Origin of the sequence: Paenibacillus sp. FSL R5-0713, from assembly GCF_037973325.1 — a bacterium.
GTDB lineage: Bacteria > Bacillota > Bacilli > Paenibacillales > Paenibacillaceae > Paenibacillus.
In genome coordinates this window covers 1673429-1689297 of record NZ_CP150229.1, presented here as the reverse complement: position 1 = coordinate 1689297, position 15869 = coordinate 1673429, and the positions used below count along the sequence as shown (strand labels likewise).

At 49.8% G+C, this 15869-nt stretch carries 16 protein-coding genes and 1 riboswitch; of the genes, 3 read left to right on the top strand and 13 right to left on the bottom strand.

Annotation, left to right across the window (positions count from 1 at the left end; translation table 11 throughout):
* Positions 1 to 41: 41 nt before the first annotated feature.
* From cobS to cobD, 10 genes are all read right to left on the bottom strand, one after another.
* On the bottom strand, positions 42 to 932 hold the full coding sequence (gene cobS / locus MKZ12_RS07595) for an adenosylcobinamide-GDP ribazoletransferase (RefSeq protein ID WP_339259659.1): 891 nt from the start codon (positions 930 to 932) through the stop codon (positions 42 to 44).
* Entirely contained in the window at positions 929 to 1489 is a 561-nt protein-coding gene (gene cobU, locus MKZ12_RS07590) for a bifunctional adenosylcobinamide kinase/adenosylcobinamide-phosphate guanylyltransferase (protein WP_339240453.1), read from the bottom strand. Before cobU ends, cobS begins: the two co-directional genes overlap by 4 nt.
* Positions 1486 to 2607: a nicotinate-nucleotide--dimethylbenzimidazole phosphoribosyltransferase gene (cobT, locus tag MKZ12_RS07585; protein ID WP_339259658.1), complete on the bottom strand. Its 1122-nt coding sequence runs from the start codon at positions 2605 to 2607 to the stop codon at positions 1486 to 1488. The genes cobU and cobT overlap by 4 nt, the downstream gene beginning before the upstream one ends.
* Positions 2608 to 2652: 45 nt before the next feature.
* The gene (locus MKZ12_RS07580) at positions 2653 to 3465 is read right to left on the bottom strand and encodes an ABC transporter ATP-binding protein (RefSeq protein ID WP_339259656.1); all 813 of its coding nucleotides are present in this window, start codon (positions 3463 to 3465) and stop codon (positions 2653 to 2655) included.
* A complete protein-coding gene (locus tag MKZ12_RS07575) occupies positions 3462 to 4508 on the bottom strand; it encodes an iron chelate uptake ABC transporter family permease subunit (protein ID WP_307414522.1) in 1047 nt (348 codons plus the stop codon). Before MKZ12_RS07575 ends, MKZ12_RS07580 begins: the two co-directional genes overlap by 4 nt.
* Positions 4505 to 5503, bottom strand: a complete 999-nt coding sequence (locus MKZ12_RS07570; protein WP_339259654.1) for an ABC transporter substrate-binding protein — start codon at positions 5501 to 5503, stop codon at positions 4505 to 4507. The genes MKZ12_RS07575 and MKZ12_RS07570 overlap by 4 nt, the downstream gene beginning before the upstream one ends.
* 442 nt (positions 5504 to 5945) lie before the next feature.
* Positions 5946 to 6091: riboswitch (cobalamin riboswitch) on the bottom strand.
* Positions 6092 to 6265: 174 nt separating this feature from the next.
* Positions 6266 to 6928, bottom strand: a complete 663-nt coding sequence (locus MKZ12_RS07565; RefSeq protein ID WP_339259652.1) for a histidine phosphatase family protein — start codon at positions 6926 to 6928, stop codon at positions 6266 to 6268.
* The gene (gene cbiB, locus MKZ12_RS07560) at positions 6919 to 7899 is read right to left on the bottom strand and encodes an adenosylcobinamide-phosphate synthase CbiB (RefSeq protein WP_339261347.1); all 981 of its coding nucleotides are present in this window, start codon (positions 7897 to 7899) and stop codon (positions 6919 to 6921) included. The genes MKZ12_RS07565 and cbiB overlap by 10 nt, the downstream gene beginning before the upstream one ends.
* Positions 7900 to 7943: 44 nt before the next feature.
* Positions 7944 to 8774, bottom strand: coding sequence for an adenosylcobinamide amidohydrolase (locus tag MKZ12_RS07555; RefSeq protein WP_339259650.1), 831 nt, complete (start codon positions 8772 to 8774; stop codon positions 7944 to 7946).
* Complete coding sequence (gene cobD / locus MKZ12_RS07550; RefSeq protein WP_339240445.1) at positions 8771 to 9961, bottom strand: threonine-phosphate decarboxylase CobD; 1191 nt, start codon at positions 9959 to 9961, stop codon at positions 8771 to 8773. Before cobD ends, MKZ12_RS07555 begins: the two co-directional genes overlap by 4 nt.
* 189 nt (positions 9962 to 10150) lie before the next feature.
* Here cobD and MKZ12_RS07545 point away from each other — a divergent pair, with 189 nt between their 5' ends.
* Together MKZ12_RS07545 and MKZ12_RS07540 are read left to right on the top strand one after the other, a co-directional pair.
* Positions 10151 to 11155, top strand: a complete 1005-nt coding sequence (locus MKZ12_RS07545) for a lipoate--protein ligase (protein ID WP_339259649.1) — start codon at positions 10151 to 10153, stop codon at positions 11153 to 11155.
* Positions 11156 to 11434: 279 nt separating this feature from the next.
* Positions 11435 to 12238, top strand: coding sequence for a Cof-type HAD-IIB family hydrolase (locus MKZ12_RS07540; RefSeq protein WP_192134328.1), 804 nt, complete (start codon positions 11435 to 11437; stop codon positions 12236 to 12238).
* Positions 12239 to 12352: 114 nt separating this feature from the next.
* On the opposite strand, the gene MKZ12_RS07535 is transcribed toward MKZ12_RS07540, so the two are convergent.
* Complete coding sequence (locus MKZ12_RS07535; RefSeq protein WP_339240437.1) at positions 12353 to 12532, bottom strand: hypothetical protein; 180 nt, start codon at positions 12530 to 12532, stop codon at positions 12353 to 12355.
* Between the two features lie 40 nt (positions 12533 to 12572).
* On the bottom strand, positions 12573 to 14099 hold the full coding sequence (locus tag MKZ12_RS07530) for an FAD-dependent monooxygenase (RefSeq protein WP_339259648.1): 1527 nt from the start codon (positions 14097 to 14099) through the stop codon (positions 12573 to 12575).
* 156 nt (positions 14100 to 14255) lie between these two features.
* Here MKZ12_RS07530 and MKZ12_RS07525 point away from each other — a divergent pair, with 156 nt between their 5' ends.
* Complete coding sequence (locus MKZ12_RS07525) at positions 14256 to 14825, top strand: TetR/AcrR family transcriptional regulator (protein WP_339259647.1); 570 nt, start codon at positions 14256 to 14258, stop codon at positions 14823 to 14825.
* A 64-nt stretch (positions 14826 to 14889) separates the two neighbouring features.
* Here MKZ12_RS07525 and MKZ12_RS07520 read toward each other — a convergent pair whose 3' ends face one another.
* Positions 14890 to 15828 (bottom strand): EamA family transporter, encoded by a 939-nt coding sequence (locus MKZ12_RS07520; RefSeq protein ID WP_339259646.1) that lies wholly within the window; start codon positions 15826 to 15828, stop codon positions 14890 to 14892.
* Between the last annotated feature and the right edge of the window lie 41 nt (positions 15829 to 15869).

Below are 15869 nucleotides of genomic sequence, written 5' to 3'. Positions count from 1 at the left end.
CTCATGCGTAACGCTCTCCAAACTGCTTCACACTTCAAAAGTTAAAGCCAGAACAGTCCTTGAAGCACGCTCAGCAGGGTCAACAAAGCCGCCTCCAGTAGCTCATTCATGGCACCATACGTATCCCCGGTTAAACCGCCGAGTCGTTCACTGATCCGCGCAGCCACGAATCGGCCGATGTAATAACACGCCACAGGCAGTATAATAACGGCCGTCACCGGGTATAGCCACCATGGCAGTGTTCCCAGACCACTCAGCATTGCATCTGCAATCCCCATATCCGGCTTGAAAAGCCACACCGCGGCAAACGTAACTGCCACTGCGATCAAGGTCAGCCCCACGGCTGAGCTGCGTGCACGCTGGACCTCTTTCCGCTCACCGAGTCCTTTGAACAATACGGCAAGTCCATCATCTCCGCGCGCATTCGGCCATGCAGACATCGCATACACCATGAACCAGCGGCTCCAGATCATGGGCAGGATCAACAGCGCACCATACACCCAGTGGCCCCGGGCAATGAAATCGGCGATCAGCGCCGCTTTCATCATCAGCAACAAGACGCAGGCGATCACACCCATGGCCCCCACACGGCTGTCCTTCATAATCTCCAGCATTCGCTCACGAGTACGATAACTGAGCAAACCATCTGCCGTATCCATCCATCCGTCAAGATGAAGCCCACCAGTGAGCCACACCCATAGCGTCAAGGTCAGGACGGCAGCCGGAAAGGCGGGAAGCAGTGCACCGCTTAAGGCTCCCGCGAGCCAGACACACAGACCGATTGCAGCACCGACCAGCGGATAAAAAACAACACTTTCACGCAGCAGCGGCGGGACAAAATCGATGTGCATTTTGACAGGGAAACGGGACAAAAATTGAAAAGCGGCTGCCGCGGCATGTTTGCGCTGAGGAGCAGGCGTGCCATCCTTCATAAGCGATACTCCTTGCTTTTCAGTTCAGTCGCAATGCCTACGGTCACCAGAAACACTTCACCGCATATCGCCGCAATGCGCTGATTCAATACACCGGCCAGATCCCGATATTTCCTGCCAAGGGCATATTCCGGTACGATCCCGTCCCCCACTTCATTTGTAACAAGAACGAGCAAACCGGGATAGATTCGAATCGCTTCAACCAGCGCATCCAAATGTCCCTGTAACACCTGCTTCTCGTCATGCTCATGTGCTAACAAAACATTCGTCAGCCAAAGCGTCAGGCAATCCACCAGAATGGTGGGTGCAGAAGTCCCTGTGTGCCCTTCACCCATGCGATTAATCAAAGCAGGCAGATGCATCGGCTCTTCCATCGTATGCCACAGATACCCCGATGCCTCGCGCTGCTGCTGATGCATGGCGATACGCTCACGCATTTCATCATCGTACGCCTGGGCTGTCGCCACATACCAGGCCTCCGAGGAACGCTGCATGCAGAGACGTTCGGCAAAGGAGCTTTTGCCACTGCGTGCCCCGCCCGTCACCAGTACGCTCATCGGGAATCCTCTCTTTGCACGGATGAGTCATCCGACGCAGCGGAGTCCGAAGCAGGGCTTGTCCCGTCCGAGACACCCGCGCTTGCAAAGGTCGCCATCTCGTTCAGAATAAGACATGCTGCGTCAATCAGATGAAGACTGAGCACACCACCTGTGCCTTCACCCAGACGCATGTCCAGATCCAGCATCGATTTCAGATCCAGTTCACGCAGCAGCGCTCCATGTCCATTTTCATGTGAAGTATGAGAAGCGATCATATAAGCGGTACTCAGCGGTGCAAGTTGTCTCGCAACTAGCGCCGCAGCCGTAGAGATGAACCCGTCTACAACAACCGGGCAACGATGAGCAGCTGCTGCGAGGATAACCCCCGTGAGTCCGGCAATCTCCAGTCCACCCACTTTGCATAGAACATCCAGTGCATCTTCCGGGTTCGGAGCGTTTACGCTAAGTGCCCGGCTGACTACTGCGGCTTTGCGCTGCAAGCCAGCATCATCAATGCCGGTACCTCTCCCCACGGCAGCAGCCGGGGCAACTCCGGTTAGTGCGCTCATTACCGCAGCACTTGCAGTGGTGTTGCCGATTCCCATCTCTCCGGTGACAAACAGCTGTGTTCCCTTCGCTACCTCTGCCGATACAACTTCGGCTCCTGCAAGGATCGCCCGAACTGCCTCATCCCGTGTCATCGCTGCGCCTCGGGCCATGTTGGCCGTGCCTTTGCGAATTTTACGGGAAAGCAGATTCGGATGTTCAAGATCGGCATTCACCCCGATATCCACACAGATCACATCAGCACCTGCATGACGTGCAAGCACATTCACGGCTGCGCCCCCAGCGAGGAAATTCATGACCATCTGCGGGGTTACTTCAGCAGGAAAAGCACTGATGCCTTCTTCCACTACGCCGTGATCTGCTGCCATGACAATGACCGCCCTGTGATCAAAACGCGGACGTGCATTACCCGTCATGCCAGCCAGGCGGATTACCAGCTCTTCCAATTTGCCAAGACTCCCTGGCGGCTTCGTTAACGAATCCACGTGCGCAGAGGTTTCTGCTGCCACTTCCTGATCAGGAGCGGTAATCCTTTTGGTTATTTGCTCCAACATCTGTTCATTATTCATACAACCAGCACTTCCTTCATCAAAATATGGGTTGCCCCGCTTCAATTAATCGATGTTCCGCCGCAGCAGCAGCTGAGGTATGGCATGGTCGGGATGGGAGACAATTGCGGGTTTGACGCGAAATATGTCCTGAATATTCTCTTCGTTGATTAACGTATGAGGTGTGCCCTTTCCCACCGCCATGCCCTCACGCAGCGCCAGAATGTGATCGCAAAATAATGCGGCCAGATTCAGATCATGCAGCACAGCTACAATCGTAATGTTATTTCTCTGTCGCCAGGCCGATAACAACTCCATGAATTGCAATTGATATTTAATATCCAGAAACGTAGTCGGCTCGTCCAGCAGCAACAACCGTGGCTCCTGAGCCATGACTTTTGCTAGTGCGACCCGCTGCCGTTGTCCGCCGCTGAGTGCATCCAGAGGTCTGTCCGCGAGCTCCGTCAATCCCAGATCTTCAAGTACCCTGTCTACCACAAGTGCCCCATCACCCGCTTCCCGCCCCAGCCAGTTCTGGTAAGGATATCGCCCCATCTCCACCACGTCCCGTACGGGATAGGAGATAGGTGGCAAACCGTTCTGCTGCAATACAGCAATCATGCGTGACAAGTCCTTACGGCTGTATGAGCTGATATCCCGACCATCGATATGGATCTGACCTTCACTTAACTGTTCCGTTCCGGCAATAAGCTGGATCAGGGTGGACTTGCCGCTGCCGTTTGGACCAACAACGCCCCACCAGTCACCCTCACCAACATGCCAGTCTACAGTACGCAATGCCTGATGATTACCATATGACTTTCCTGCTCCCTTAATGGAAATAAGTGAAGTTGAGTTTGAACCGGTACTGGAATTCATGGCATCATCCCCTTCTGCAACTTTTTATTCCGGTGCAGCAGGTAAGCAAAGAAAGGCGCACCAACAAAGGCGGTGACCACCCCGAGCGGAATTTCAGTGGGCGCCAGCAACGACCTTGCGATGGTATCGGCCCACACCATGAAGATCGCTCCACCAATGGCAGACAAAGGTACCAGCAGTCGATAATCCGGCCCCACCAGCAGCCGCAACATATGCGGGATCACCAATCCAACGAAACCGATGACACCGGATACCGAGACAGCCCCTGCGGTCAGCAGTGTGCCGACTGCCAACACGGACAGCTTAAGCCTGTCAACGCCGATCCCGATATGTGCGGCTTGACGTTCTCCCAGCGCAAGCACATTTAACGAACGTGCCCGGCTCCAGAGAAAGACCAGCCCCAGCAGAAAATACGGGAAAAGGATGGCCGTATACGACCACCCGCGTAATGCCAGACTTCCCATCGTCCAGTATATAATTTCATTAATCGTCTGTTTCGACATGGTCGACAGGAAGGAAACAACTGCTCCCAGGAAACTTTGCATGACCACACCAGCCAGAATGAGGCTGTGTGTTGGTATTTTACGCCCTTCACGAGCTAGTGCCATCACAAACCATAACGTGATTACACCCGTCAAAAACGCAATTAGAGGTAACGTCCAGATTCCGATCAGTGCGTACTGCAATCCGAAGAAAATCAGGAAAGCCGCCCCTACCGACGCACCGGATGATACACCGAGTGTAAACGGATCGGCCAGCGGATTACGCAGCACACCCTGGAAGCCCGCACCCGCAATAGCCAGTGAAGCCCCCACGAGCACAGCAAGCAGTACACGCGGAAAACGCACTTTCCAGATAATCTGTTCGGCTGCCTTATTCCAATCCGGTGTAATCCAGTCGCCCACCCAGGGAATTTTGTGAATCAGGATGCCGGCAATATCCCGAATTGGCAAAGCTACTGAACCAATGCCCGTGCAGATGAGCACGGTAAGCACCAGCAGCACCATGCCCGTCGTTCCGAACAGGATCAGCTTTTTACTCATTGGAACAAGTCAGGGTAGATCGCTTTGGCTACTTCTTTCAACCCTTGAGTTACCCGTGGACCCGGACGGCTCAGCAGGTTGGCATCCAGGCCAATAACCGCGTCATTTTTCACAGCCGTAATTTGATCCCAGCCGCTGCGCGCCTTGATGATCTGATCCAGTGTTTTGGAGTTTTCATCAATTACATCGTTGGCATACAAGATTACATCGGGGTTGGAGGCAATCACGTTTTCTTCATTGATTTGGTACCAGCCTTCTTCGTTTGAAGCGATATTGGTTCCTCCGGCTACAGTGATCAGTTCGTCCATGAACTCACCTTTACCTACCGACCAACCTGGGGAGAATTCAACGTATACTTTTTTCTTCTCTTCCGGTTTAACTGCCTTCACCGCTTCGGTTACATCCGTCACGTCCTGTTTCATCTGAGTGATGATTTCTTGTGCTTTTTCCTGATGATCGGTAATTTTACCGAAGGTTTCGATATTGTTCATCACATCGTCAATGGATTTAGGATCCGTTTTGAAAATGGTAATACCGAGTTCGCGCAGCTTCTTCACGGCATCCTCACTCATCGAGATACCTGTAAAGACAATGTCGGCTTCAGATGCAATGATGGACTCTTCGTTGGGCTTGGTGATGCCGCCCATTTTCGCTTTGGTTGTTGCTGCTTCAGGATAATCATCATAGTCGGATACACCAACGATCTGTTCATCCAATCCAAGGGCAAACAGGGACTCTGTCTCAGCTGGTGACACGGATACAATTTTGGCTGGCGCCTTTTCAAAAGTAAACGATTCACCCGTTGCATCCGTAACGGTCAGTGGATATTGGGTTTTGAGGTCCGTCTGCGGCTGGCCTTGGGACTGTTCCTGTGCCGGTTGCTGTGAAGTACCTGTGCCCTCATTCGTTGTTGCATTGCCACATCCGGCCAAAGCCAGTGCGAGTGCCGCTGCACTTAGCAGGGACGCTACGCTTTTCCAATTCTTGATATTCATTCTGTTATTCTCCCCTTCTCTATCTGTACTATTTTCTTGCAACATGCTTGAACTCTTACTACCCTTGCCTTGGTGTTCCTGTACAAGTAAAATCCATCAATTTACACAAGTCCACTCCGATTGCAGTACCATCTTCCGATCGCTGTTATCCCCAGATTTTTTGATTCCCTTTTCGAAAGGGAAAATCCGGGGATAAGCGTATGCTTCCGATGTAGCTTTCTTGTAGAAAGCTTTAAGCGAACACTCCGTTTCTTCAGATCGGTTCTGCACTCTTCGTTAACGTGTAAAAGTTCGGTTTATCTTACATGAACAATAAAAAATCCCTAATCCTTACGTCCAGGATCAGGGATGACGTCTCGCATATGGCGATCTGTACATGTTCAACCAAGGGTTGTCCATGCGCATAGAATAGCCCGAAACGCTGTCCTTTCCTCGAAGGAACACCGGTTTGTACGTCCAGGGCAGGTAACCTGACTTACAGGAATCATCCTGTTTTACAGTGGCGGGACCGTGCCGGATTTGCACCGGCTTCCCCATTTCACCCTTGTGTGTTTCACGACTCGTACTACTCTGCCATGAAAACAGCCTTCACACGCGGGACCCTTGGTCGCTGATATGGTATATCATTGTCATGTAATTTCTGCATGTTATATACGCATTTGCCTTCACAGCCTGCACCGTATCTGTATCCATGCTGAAGTCACACTTCTGTTGTGATTATAGGGTATATTGTACATCCTTACAACCCGATTGGCGGAAAAGTCACTCTGCTACCAAACCATTGATTCCCTGTCGATCAAGCTGGACCTGAATCGCCTGTCCCGGTACGACATGTGTATCCCAGAACCCAAGCCCGGCAATCAGACGGGACAAGGCATATCGGATGACACCACCATGCGTAACCACAACTATGGTAGGTACCCGTCCCTCATCAACGTGCATTGAAGGCCGACCATTCAACAACATCTCTTGGAGAAATGAATCCATTCGCTCCGTAAACTTCTGCCACGATTCCCCATCAGGCGGAGTGACCTTCTGCGGCGCATCAATCCAGTTTCGGTACTCAGGGTTATCCTTGAGCTGCTCATATGTTAGCCCTTCCCACTGTCCAAAATCAATTTCCCGCAGACGCTGATCGAACTTCACCTTTCCGCCGGCATCAGGAAGAATCTGTTCCAGCGTCTGTCGGCAGCGCAGCAGATCACTGCAATATACCTCGTGCCACGAAACACGGCTCAATTGTTCATGAAGCGGAGCCAGTTCTTCTTTGGCATCTGGCAGCAGACCGATGTCGGTATGCCCCAGGTATCTTTTTTCCACATTCCATAGCGTTGTCCCGTGACGGACCCACAGAATGTTTCGTTTCATTGAAGCCGGTTGATCCGTATGTACGTCCTTGCCTGCATTCCCCTCATTTAGGGCCATAACAGCGTCCCTCCTGCCAGCCACACACCCAGCGATATTAACACACTAAGTACCACAAAAGCCTCTGCGGACCAGAACATCAGGTGTGATGTTCGCACAATATCCTCGGCTTCCATCGGCCGTGTGGCCTCGCCCATATAGGCACGAAACGAAGCAACTCCGTGATACACGTTATGTCCGCCAAGTCGGATGCCCAGTGCTCCAGCCACTGCTGATTCGGGAAACCCGCTATTCGGACTTGGATGCAGTCTTGCATCCCGAGCGACCATCCGTGCTGCTCCTTTGGCATCAAATTTCATGACCCAGGCACCCACGATTAACAGCATTGCGGTGAGCCGGGCGGGTATCCAGTTCGCCACATCATCCAGACGGGCCGAGGCCCAACCAAGATGCAGATACTTGTCATTTTTATATCCGACCATGGAATCCAGTGTGTTGACGGCACGATAAGCCATGGCTAGCGGAGCGCCTCCAATAAGCGCATAGAATAACGGGGATACAATGGCATCCACGATATTTTCGGCAACCGTCTCTACCGTTCCCCGCACAACCTCCGGTTCATCCAGATGCGCCGTATCACGTCCTACAATCATACTCAGTGAACGTCTGGCCGCCGGCCAATCCTGATGCTTCAGATGACGATACACTTCCATACCTGCATCCTTCAGCCCTTTTGAAGCAATGGTCGTTGCGATGAGCACCACTTCAGCTGCCGCCGCAATGACAGGATGAATCAATCCAAGCACATATACAAGTCCCCAAGTGATGGCAAAAGAACCCCCCGCAACCACAAGCGGGAACAACAGCCCTGCTCTCTTCAGCCCCGAATCTGTGTTCACACGCGAGCGAATAACACGCTCCAACGCCGAGATGCCTTTTCCCATGCCAATCACCGGGTGGGGAATCCAGCGCGGATCACCGATACATCGGTCTAACAGGTACGCCAGTATAATAATCCAGGCTCCAGCCATGCCTGTCCAGAACGGCCAGGTCCATAGATGCTCTATCTCAAAAGTCATTTGTGCCTGATCCTCTCTTTCCATAACAGTCCGGCCTGAAGGCTCTCCGTCACCGTGTCGTATACCAATCTGCCAATCGCCGCCCCCGCCGTAGTCGCCGTCCCGGCATAAGTGATCATCGGTTGTGGTTCCTCCACTGCCTGACGTACTGCAAACACAATGGCATCAGTTGTGGTGCCGGTGGCGGGCAACCCGTTCTCCGAATCCAAAACACCTGCATCCGCCAGCGCTGCCGCTTTGGCTTCCACCGCCGTCTGCACCGCATTCACCATCGCCCCGGTGGTCATGCGTCCATTCAACCAGAGCATGATGTTAATTGTACCTGGGACATAGGGCTGCTTCGTTAGATTCCGTGCTGAAGGAGCAGAATGCTTCATGTCGGAAGCCATCTTCTTATTTCCCGCTGCATCAAATACCGTTCTCTCCGAACCCGCGCGTGCTGCATTCGATACCCCCGCAGTGGTGCAGCACAGAAGACCAAATTCATCACTTGTAAATTCCTGAATGGAGGTATGCTCCAGCCTTACCGCTGTCAACAATCCGGCACATTGATCTTCTGGCTCATGCCATTCGTTCAGTGCTTGTTCGATATCACGCGGCGGATCATCACAACGGTAATGCCTGTCCACATAGATATTAAATATGCGATCCAGTTCTAGCATCCCACCGCCATATACCGCACTCGACAACGCTTGGGCAGCCATTGGGCTCTGTGCTTTGATATGTCGTTCATATGCAGATATGTTTAGTCCCGGCCAGGAAGAGGCGGCATATTCATTCTCGTCTGTTTTTCCATTCGCGAAGTAGTTATAAAACGGGAGTGTCACTGCCGTTTCCCTCCCTGTTCCTGTTCCGAATCTTTCGTCTGCTCCTGCTGACTTGATTCATGAATGGAGGTCTGATCAGCATTCGGATCTCCCTTGCTTTCCAGCACGCTGCCCAGCACTTCGAGTAATGTGGCATTGGCGTCTGCATCCTTGACCGCGAAACGTACATGGCCTTCATCAAGTCCCGGATACATCGCACAGCTGCGAATCAAGATCCCCCTTTGGCCCAGCGCCTCCTGCATGGATGCTGCTGTCCAAGGCACTGGAACACGTGCCAAAATAAAGTTCGCTTCTCCCGGTGTGATCGCACATCCATACGTCTGCAATCCTGCGATGAGATGTTCCCGTTCCCGCGTGATCTGTGAAATGGTCTCCTGTTCGTACCGTTCTCCACTGCGCAGACAGGCTTCACCTGCCATAAGCGCCAGACCGTTGACACTCCAGGTCACCTGTTTCTTCGTCATTGCCTGAATGTATTCCGCACGGCCCAAAGCATATCCTAGACGCAAGCCCGGAATGGCATAAAACTTCGTCATCGAACGAATGATGATCACATTGGGATAGTCGCTCAGATGTGCTGCCAGGGACTGACGCCGGGCTACCGGGATAAAATCCATAAATGCCTCATCAATGACGAGGACAGTTCCCGTTTTTTCCGCTTTGCGGGCAAGCCTTTGCAATACCTCAAGCGGATATTGTACACCGTTCGGATTGTTGGGCTGACCGAGGAAGAGCAGGTCTACCTTTTCCATGAGCTGTTCGATGTCCTCGGGTTCCGCTCGCCACGCCAGCTCTTCTCTTCCCTCTGTATGCACAACCTCGGCACCGAATTGTTCTGCCAACGCCCGATACTCCGAGAATCCCGGTTCCACCGTACCCACCTTGCGCGGGGCAAGCCCCAGCAGGATGAGCGCCATACTTTCGGCTGCACCATTGCCCACGGAAATCTGCTCCTGCATCACACCAAGACGCTCGCTCAGCAGTGCTTTGAATCTACGATGCCCCGGATCGGGGTACCGAATCACGGACTGCAACCCTTGCTGTATAGACTCCAGCACTTCTCTGGGCGGACCGAGCGGATTAATGTTAGCACTGAAATCCAGAAATTCAGCGGCTTCCCTTCCAAATCGTGACGCAGCCGTCTCCACGTCCCCGCCATGTCCGAACACTTCGATATAACCGGTCATTCTTCCGTCATCCTTTCTGTATGTCCTTTTTATTATGGATGGCACCGGAGGTGTGGGTCAATCCTGTTTTCTTTGTGTCCCAACCATAATTCGTTTACAATAGAAGAGGAATTTCGGTTCCTTTTGATATACAAGGTTCACTACATAAGGGACTAGCAATCCCTCACATACATTAATGGAGGAATGACCATGCTGTTTGTAGACAATCAGGGCATTACAGATCCTTCTGTAAACCTGGCGATTGAGGAGTACATTCTGAAGCATCTGCCGATGGAGGATGACAGCTATCTGCTGTTCTACATTAACCGTCCGTCAATCATCATCGGAAAGCACCAAAATACAATTGAAGAAATTAATATCGAGTACGTTCAGGATAACGGTGTGCAGGTGGTTCGTCGTCTTTCGGGCGGCGGAGCGGTATATCACGATCTGGGCAACCTGAATTTCAGTTTTATTACAGCGGATGACGGTCAATCCTTCCACAATTTCCGCAAGTTTACCCAGCCTGTCGTTGAAGCTTTGCACGAGCTTGGTGTAAATGCCGAGTTGACCGGGCGTAATGATCTGCAAGTGGGCGAAAAGAAAATTTCGGGCAACGCTCAGTTTTCCACACGTGGGCGCATGTTCAGTCATGGCACCTTGATGTTTGATCTGAATCTGGAGCATGTTCAGGCTTCCCTGAACGTCAATCCCGAGAAATTCAAATCCAAGAGCACCAAGTCCGTGCGCAGCCGGGTCGCCAACATACGGGATCTGATTGACACCAACCTGACGATCGAGCAGTTCCGTGATGAGCTTTTGCGTCACATTTTCAGAATGGAGCCTAAGGACGTTCCACAGTACACGCTCACTGAGAAGGACTGGGACAAAATCAAGGGAATCTCTGCTGAGCGTTATAACAACTGGGACTGGAACTATGGCTTGTCTCCGGAAAGCAATGTGAAGCACACTCGCAAATTCCCTGTCGGCATCATCGATCTGCGCATGAACATCAAGGATGGACGCATTGAGGATATCAAAATCTTTGGCGACTTCTTCGGTGTAGGCGATGTGGCGGATATCGAAAATATGCTGCGCGGCAAGCGTTATGAGGAATCCGAGGTGCGTACTGCACTTGAGGGCCTGGATGTAAAACATTACTTCGGCAACCTTGAGCTGGAAGACTTTATTGGCCTTGTTTTCCTGGAAGAGTAAGATTTAGATGGAAGTATAGTTTTAGAATGGAGTCTAAGATTACACGTTAACGGAGAAGACAGAATTTATCGGGAGAAGCGAAGCGTTCGCTTAAAGCTTTTTGAAAAAAAGCTACATCGGAAGCATACGCTTATCAACGGATTTCCCCTTAGGGGAATAGAATCAAAAATCCGGGGATAACAGCGATCGAAAGATGAATCTGTATTCGGAGTGGCCTCGTGTAAAACTTATTTTTTCGTTCGTTAGTATAGATACAGATAAAAAAGGAGAGAAACACAGATGACCTACAAATTGATTGCAATCGACATTGATGACACCCTGATCAACGACAACAAGGAAGTTACCCCTGCTACACAGACTGCACTGGAACAAGCCGTTGCCCATGGTGTAACGGTAACGCTGGCGACTGGACGTGCTTATGCTTCCGCACAAGCCCTCGCTCGTCAAACCGGACTTAACGTGCCAATTATTACGTATCAAGGCGCTTTGGTGAAAAACCTGCTGGACGAAAAAGTACTTTATGAGCGTTACGTTCCACAGGAAGCTTCCCGCAAATTGTATGATTACTGCCTGGAGAACAATCTCCACCTTCAAACATATATTGACGACAAGCTGTATGCTCGTGAGGAAAACGACAAGCTGCGTGATTATGCCAAACTAAACGGCACCCAATATTATATCGAATCTGATTTCATCAAAGTCATCGAACAGAAGACACCGAAGCTGCTTATTATCGATGAGCCTGACTACTTGGATAAGGTTGCTGTTGAACTGCGTGAATTGCTCGGACCACAAGTGCATATTACCAAATCCAAACCTTACTTCCTCGAGATTATGCACAATGAAGGAACCAAAGGCCACGCCCTTACGTTCCTGGCTGACCACTTTGGTCACCAGCTCAGCGAGTGTATTGCCATCGGCGACTCCTGGAATGACCATGAGATGCTTGAAGTTGCTGGTCTTGGCGTAGCGATGGGAAATGCCATCCCTGCGTTGAAAGAGCTGGCAGACTACATTACCGCAAGTAATAACGAAGACGGTGTAAAAGAGGTTATTGAGAAGTTTGTATTGAACGCAGAGTAGATAAGGTCAACAAACAGCCCGGTCAGTGAATTTCACTGTGCAGGGCTGTTTTTTTGATGTTTAAAAATAAGTCATTTTGCTATTTATAAGATTATATTGGGTATATTTTCTCTGTTATTTTTTATGTTTTGAGAGCAATAATGCGGTGATCAGGGATAACTGTAGTGAAATCGTAATCGCCATAGCTAAGATGACACGATCTGTATCTGGGACATCGTCAAAAAACAAAACAATAAAAAATACAATGAATGAGATTACAATGCTAGCTAAGAAATTAAGAATGATTTGTTTCATGTTTTGCCTCCTTCCCGGCTCCCCCCCACTTTTAAACTGCTTACTTGCTCAAGGCATGTTGAATAGACTCCAGCAGTTTCTTGATTCGGCCATCAGGCTCCAACTGAAAAGACGGAAGGAGCTCATCAATTCTTTGCTGAAACCGCTCAGGATCCTGTACACCAAGCTCTGCTCTTAACTCCAATTCTTCTTCGGAACCGTTATCATTCAGGATCATATTCAGAACGTCCGCTTTAAAAAATTCTCTTGGCGGAAGAATTAAAGCATTCATCAGGAACTGCAAAATAAAGAGATGCTTATTGTTTTCCTGACTCGCCTTTTTCATGGCCTGCTTGTTGAACAAATTGATATATTTCTGCGCAAAAGCGACCCCTTTCATTCGGGAAGGCCCGATATGTACGACCCCTTTCCAACGCAGATCAGCCACAGAACTAAGCCACCAGGCCGGTTCAATGGCCTGCTGCATACGATGCAGTACTTGGCGTTCAAACTGTGGCTCAGGGTGCATTCGCTGCTCATCCAAACATTTCCCTATGGTCTCGGCTTCAATTGCAGCGACCGTCATGCCTTGGCCATGGATCGGATCGAAGCTGCAAAATGCATCGCCAAGTACGAGTAATCCGGAGGGCCAATTCTCCATGAGTTCAAAATGTTGACGGACAGATTCGGAAATACGGTATCCCCGCGGTCCTTGAAAAGGCTCCAGCTGGTCTATCAACGCTATGTTATCATCCGAAGCAAACAGAAGCTTGATTTGTTCTTGGAATTCATCTGGATGGGTTGAAGGATATTCATCTCCTCCTGCGTTAAACAGTAATAGTCCAGCGATATCATTTTCAATGCGCCACAACATGCCTGCACGCATTCCTTGCGCAGGATCGGATTCTGTTATGACCGTTGCCCAGTTATTTTGAATAGAGGGTGGTATCTTATAATAGCGAGTGCTGTAACCAAGAGACACCTTTAGTACTTCCGGCTCAGGCACGGACAGCCCTATCTTACCAAGCCATCTAATTAATTTAGAAGAACGTCCCGCAGCATCTATAACCATATCCGCTGCAAGCATTTCTTCCTGATGATCCCGGCCTCTTTCTTTGGTATACACACCTGTAATGGAACGCTGATCTTCTGATGCCATTAATCCCGTAACTTCTGTATTCGTTAAAAAGCTTATATGATCTATGTTCCGGACTCGCTGACGCAGTACCCATTCCAGCAAGGCTCTACTGCTCGATGCAATTTTGAATGAGGAAGCAGCATTCGCCTTATTCACCAATGTACCGTAGCGATTGGCAATCACAACTTTCTCTTCCTGTGAAGGAATGGCGCCAAGTGCGACCAATTCATCATTGTATCCGGGAAAGTAATGTTCCAAAATGAGTCCGCCGCGCGGTAATACACGATGTGGATGAAAGGATTGAGGCACACCCTGCCGATTCGCCGGCTCAGAAGGCAATTCATCTCGCTCAATGATACATACTTCATCATAATAATCAGATAACATCCTTGCAGTGATTAACCCTGCAATACCTGCCCCAATTACTACAGCTTTTTTCATGTCGGACATCGCCACTTCATCCTCTCTAATCCATTATAATCCATCCATACTTGTAGCTATATCAAAAAATTACTTATAATACCAATATACACTCGAAATCTCCTATCAAGTAAGAATCAATATCAGGATACTATATAGCTAAACTACAATAAGGAAATGATGTAGATGAAAATGATTGGTAAAAAGGTGGATTTGAGAGTTACCCGAACTCATAAATTGTTAACAATGGCGCTACTCGATCTGTTATGCAAGAAAGGCCAGCTATTCAGCAACATCACGATTAATGAAATATGTGACAAAGCTATGGTTCACCGGACCACGTTTTACAAACATTTTAAGGATAAATTTGCTCTACTGTCCTCCACCCTAACTTGGGTCCTTCGGGATTATTTACAAATGAATGTAGAAGATCGACTACAGCAGCCTTTGCAAAGCGTATCTAAAATTTTGTTTGGCAATGTACTGGAGACCATCGTGCAGAACCAACAGAAGGATGGGAGCTTTAACAACTTTTTCATACATTTTATCGGAGAGATATTCAGAAGAGATTTTCTGGAATTGAAGAGAAGAGGTAAACAATTTTCACTTCCCATAGAACTGGTAGCCGAGTTTCACTCGGGGGTAATTCGTTTACTTGTGACGTGGTGGATACAACATTTCGAAGAAAATGTTACAGCAGAACAAATGGATGAATACTACTACCAACTGGTTAACGAGAACATTATGTTGGAATAACAAACAGCTCAACCTAAAATCAAGAACTAATTTTGAGATTGAGCTGCATACTATTAGTCTTTACCTATTTTAAAACAGTTTCGGAAGCCTGCACTGTCACCCTCGCACGCTTTCCTTTTTTCAACCAGCCGCTCACCTTTTCATTCATCGCCAGCAGACCTGAAATGACCAGCACCACACCGATCCACGTAATCCAGCTGACATGCTCACCATAGACAACAGCGCCAAGCCCAACGGCGATGGGCGGTGAGATGTATAACCAGGTTGCCGGGAATAACGGATTGGTACGAGACATGATCCAATAGAACAGACTATGTCCCACCATCGAGCCAATGACCGTCAGATAGATGACCGACGAGACAGCAGGCACCCAATCCAGAACAGACATATTCCACGATTCCGTTCCAGCAGAGAGCAGAGTTAGCAGCAATCCCCCGTACATCATCTGCACCGCATTAATGGCTACAGGACTAGCCTCCTTGAACTGATGAATGACCTTTTTTGAGTACAATGCGCCTGCCGAATAACAGACTTCCCCCACCAATACCGCAATACAGCCCCACATGAACAGGGAACCTGCACCAAGCGATACACCTGGCAGCACAACCAGAACCACACCGGTGAACCCGATTAGGCAGCCCACCATCATACGAGCAGATGTTTTTTGCCGTAACAGTGCCGTCTGCATCAACATAATCATAAGCGGCCCTGTCGCTGACAAAATGGCACCCACACCCGAGCTCACATGCTGTTCAGCCCAATATAATGTGGCAAAGGTGCCGAAGGTCAGACCTGCTCCCGTCAGCAGCATCTCCTTGCGGAACAGCAGGGACCAGCTCACCTTGCCCTTCATCCTCATCCATGCAAACATCAGCGCTCCCGCGATTACAAACCGCAGTCCAGCTGACAGAAAAGGCGGCATGCCTGCCTCCACTCCAATTTTAATAGCCAGAAACGTTGTACCGAAAATAAGACACATAACCGTAAATGCAATCCCCACCATGATAACCACTCCTTTATCTGTTCTTCATCATATCTCATGGT

Coding starts and splice junctions, on each gene's coding strand:
- cobS (WP_339259659.1), bottom strand. CDS start 932: ATGAAGGATGGCACGCCTGCTCCTCAGCGCAAACATGCCGCGGCAGCC.
- cobU (WP_339240453.1), bottom strand. CDS start 1,489: ATGAGCGTACTGGTGACGGGCGGGGCACGCAGTGGCAAAAGCTCCTTT.
- cobT (WP_339259658.1), bottom strand. CDS start 2,607: ATGAATAATGAACAGATGTTGGAGCAAATAACCAAAAGGATTACCGCT.
- MKZ12_RS07580 (WP_339259656.1), bottom strand. CDS start 3,465: ATGAATTCCAGTACCGGTTCAAACTCAACTTCACTTATTTCCATTAAG.
- MKZ12_RS07575 (WP_307414522.1), bottom strand. CDS start 4,508: ATGAGTAAAAAGCTGATCCTGTTCGGAACGACGGGCATGGTGCTGCTG.
- MKZ12_RS07570 (WP_339259654.1), bottom strand. CDS start 5,503: ATGAATATCAAGAATTGGAAAAGCGTAGCGTCCCTGCTAAGTGCAGCG.
- MKZ12_RS07565 (WP_339259652.1), bottom strand. CDS start 6,928: ATGGCCCTAAATGAGGGGAATGCAGGCAAGGACGTACATACGGATCAA.
- cbiB (WP_339261347.1), bottom strand. CDS start 7,899: ATGGCTGGAGCCTGGATTATTATACTGGCGTACCTGTTAGACCGATGT.
- cobD (WP_339240445.1), bottom strand. CDS start 9,961: ATGACCGGTTATATCGAAGTGTTCGGACATGGCGGGGACGTGGAGACG.
- MKZ12_RS07545 (WP_339259649.1), top strand. CDS start 10,151: ATGCTGTTTGTAGACAATCAGGGCATTACAGATCCTTCTGTAAACCTG.
- MKZ12_RS07540 (WP_192134328.1), top strand. CDS start 11,435: ATGACCTACAAATTGATTGCAATCGACATTGATGACACCCTGATCAAC.
- MKZ12_RS07535 (WP_339240437.1), bottom strand. CDS start 12,532: ATGAAACAAATCATTCTTAATTTCTTAGCTAGCATTGTAATCTCATTC.
- MKZ12_RS07530 (WP_339259648.1), bottom strand. CDS start 14,099: ATGTCCGACATGAAAAAAGCTGTAGTAATTGGGGCAGGTATTGCAGGG.
- MKZ12_RS07525 (WP_339259647.1), top strand. CDS start 14,256: ATGAAAATGATTGGTAAAAAGGTGGATTTGAGAGTTACCCGAACTCAT.
- MKZ12_RS07520 (WP_339259646.1), bottom strand. CDS start 15,828: ATGGTGGGGATTGCATTTACGGTTATGTGTCTTATTTTCGGTACAACG.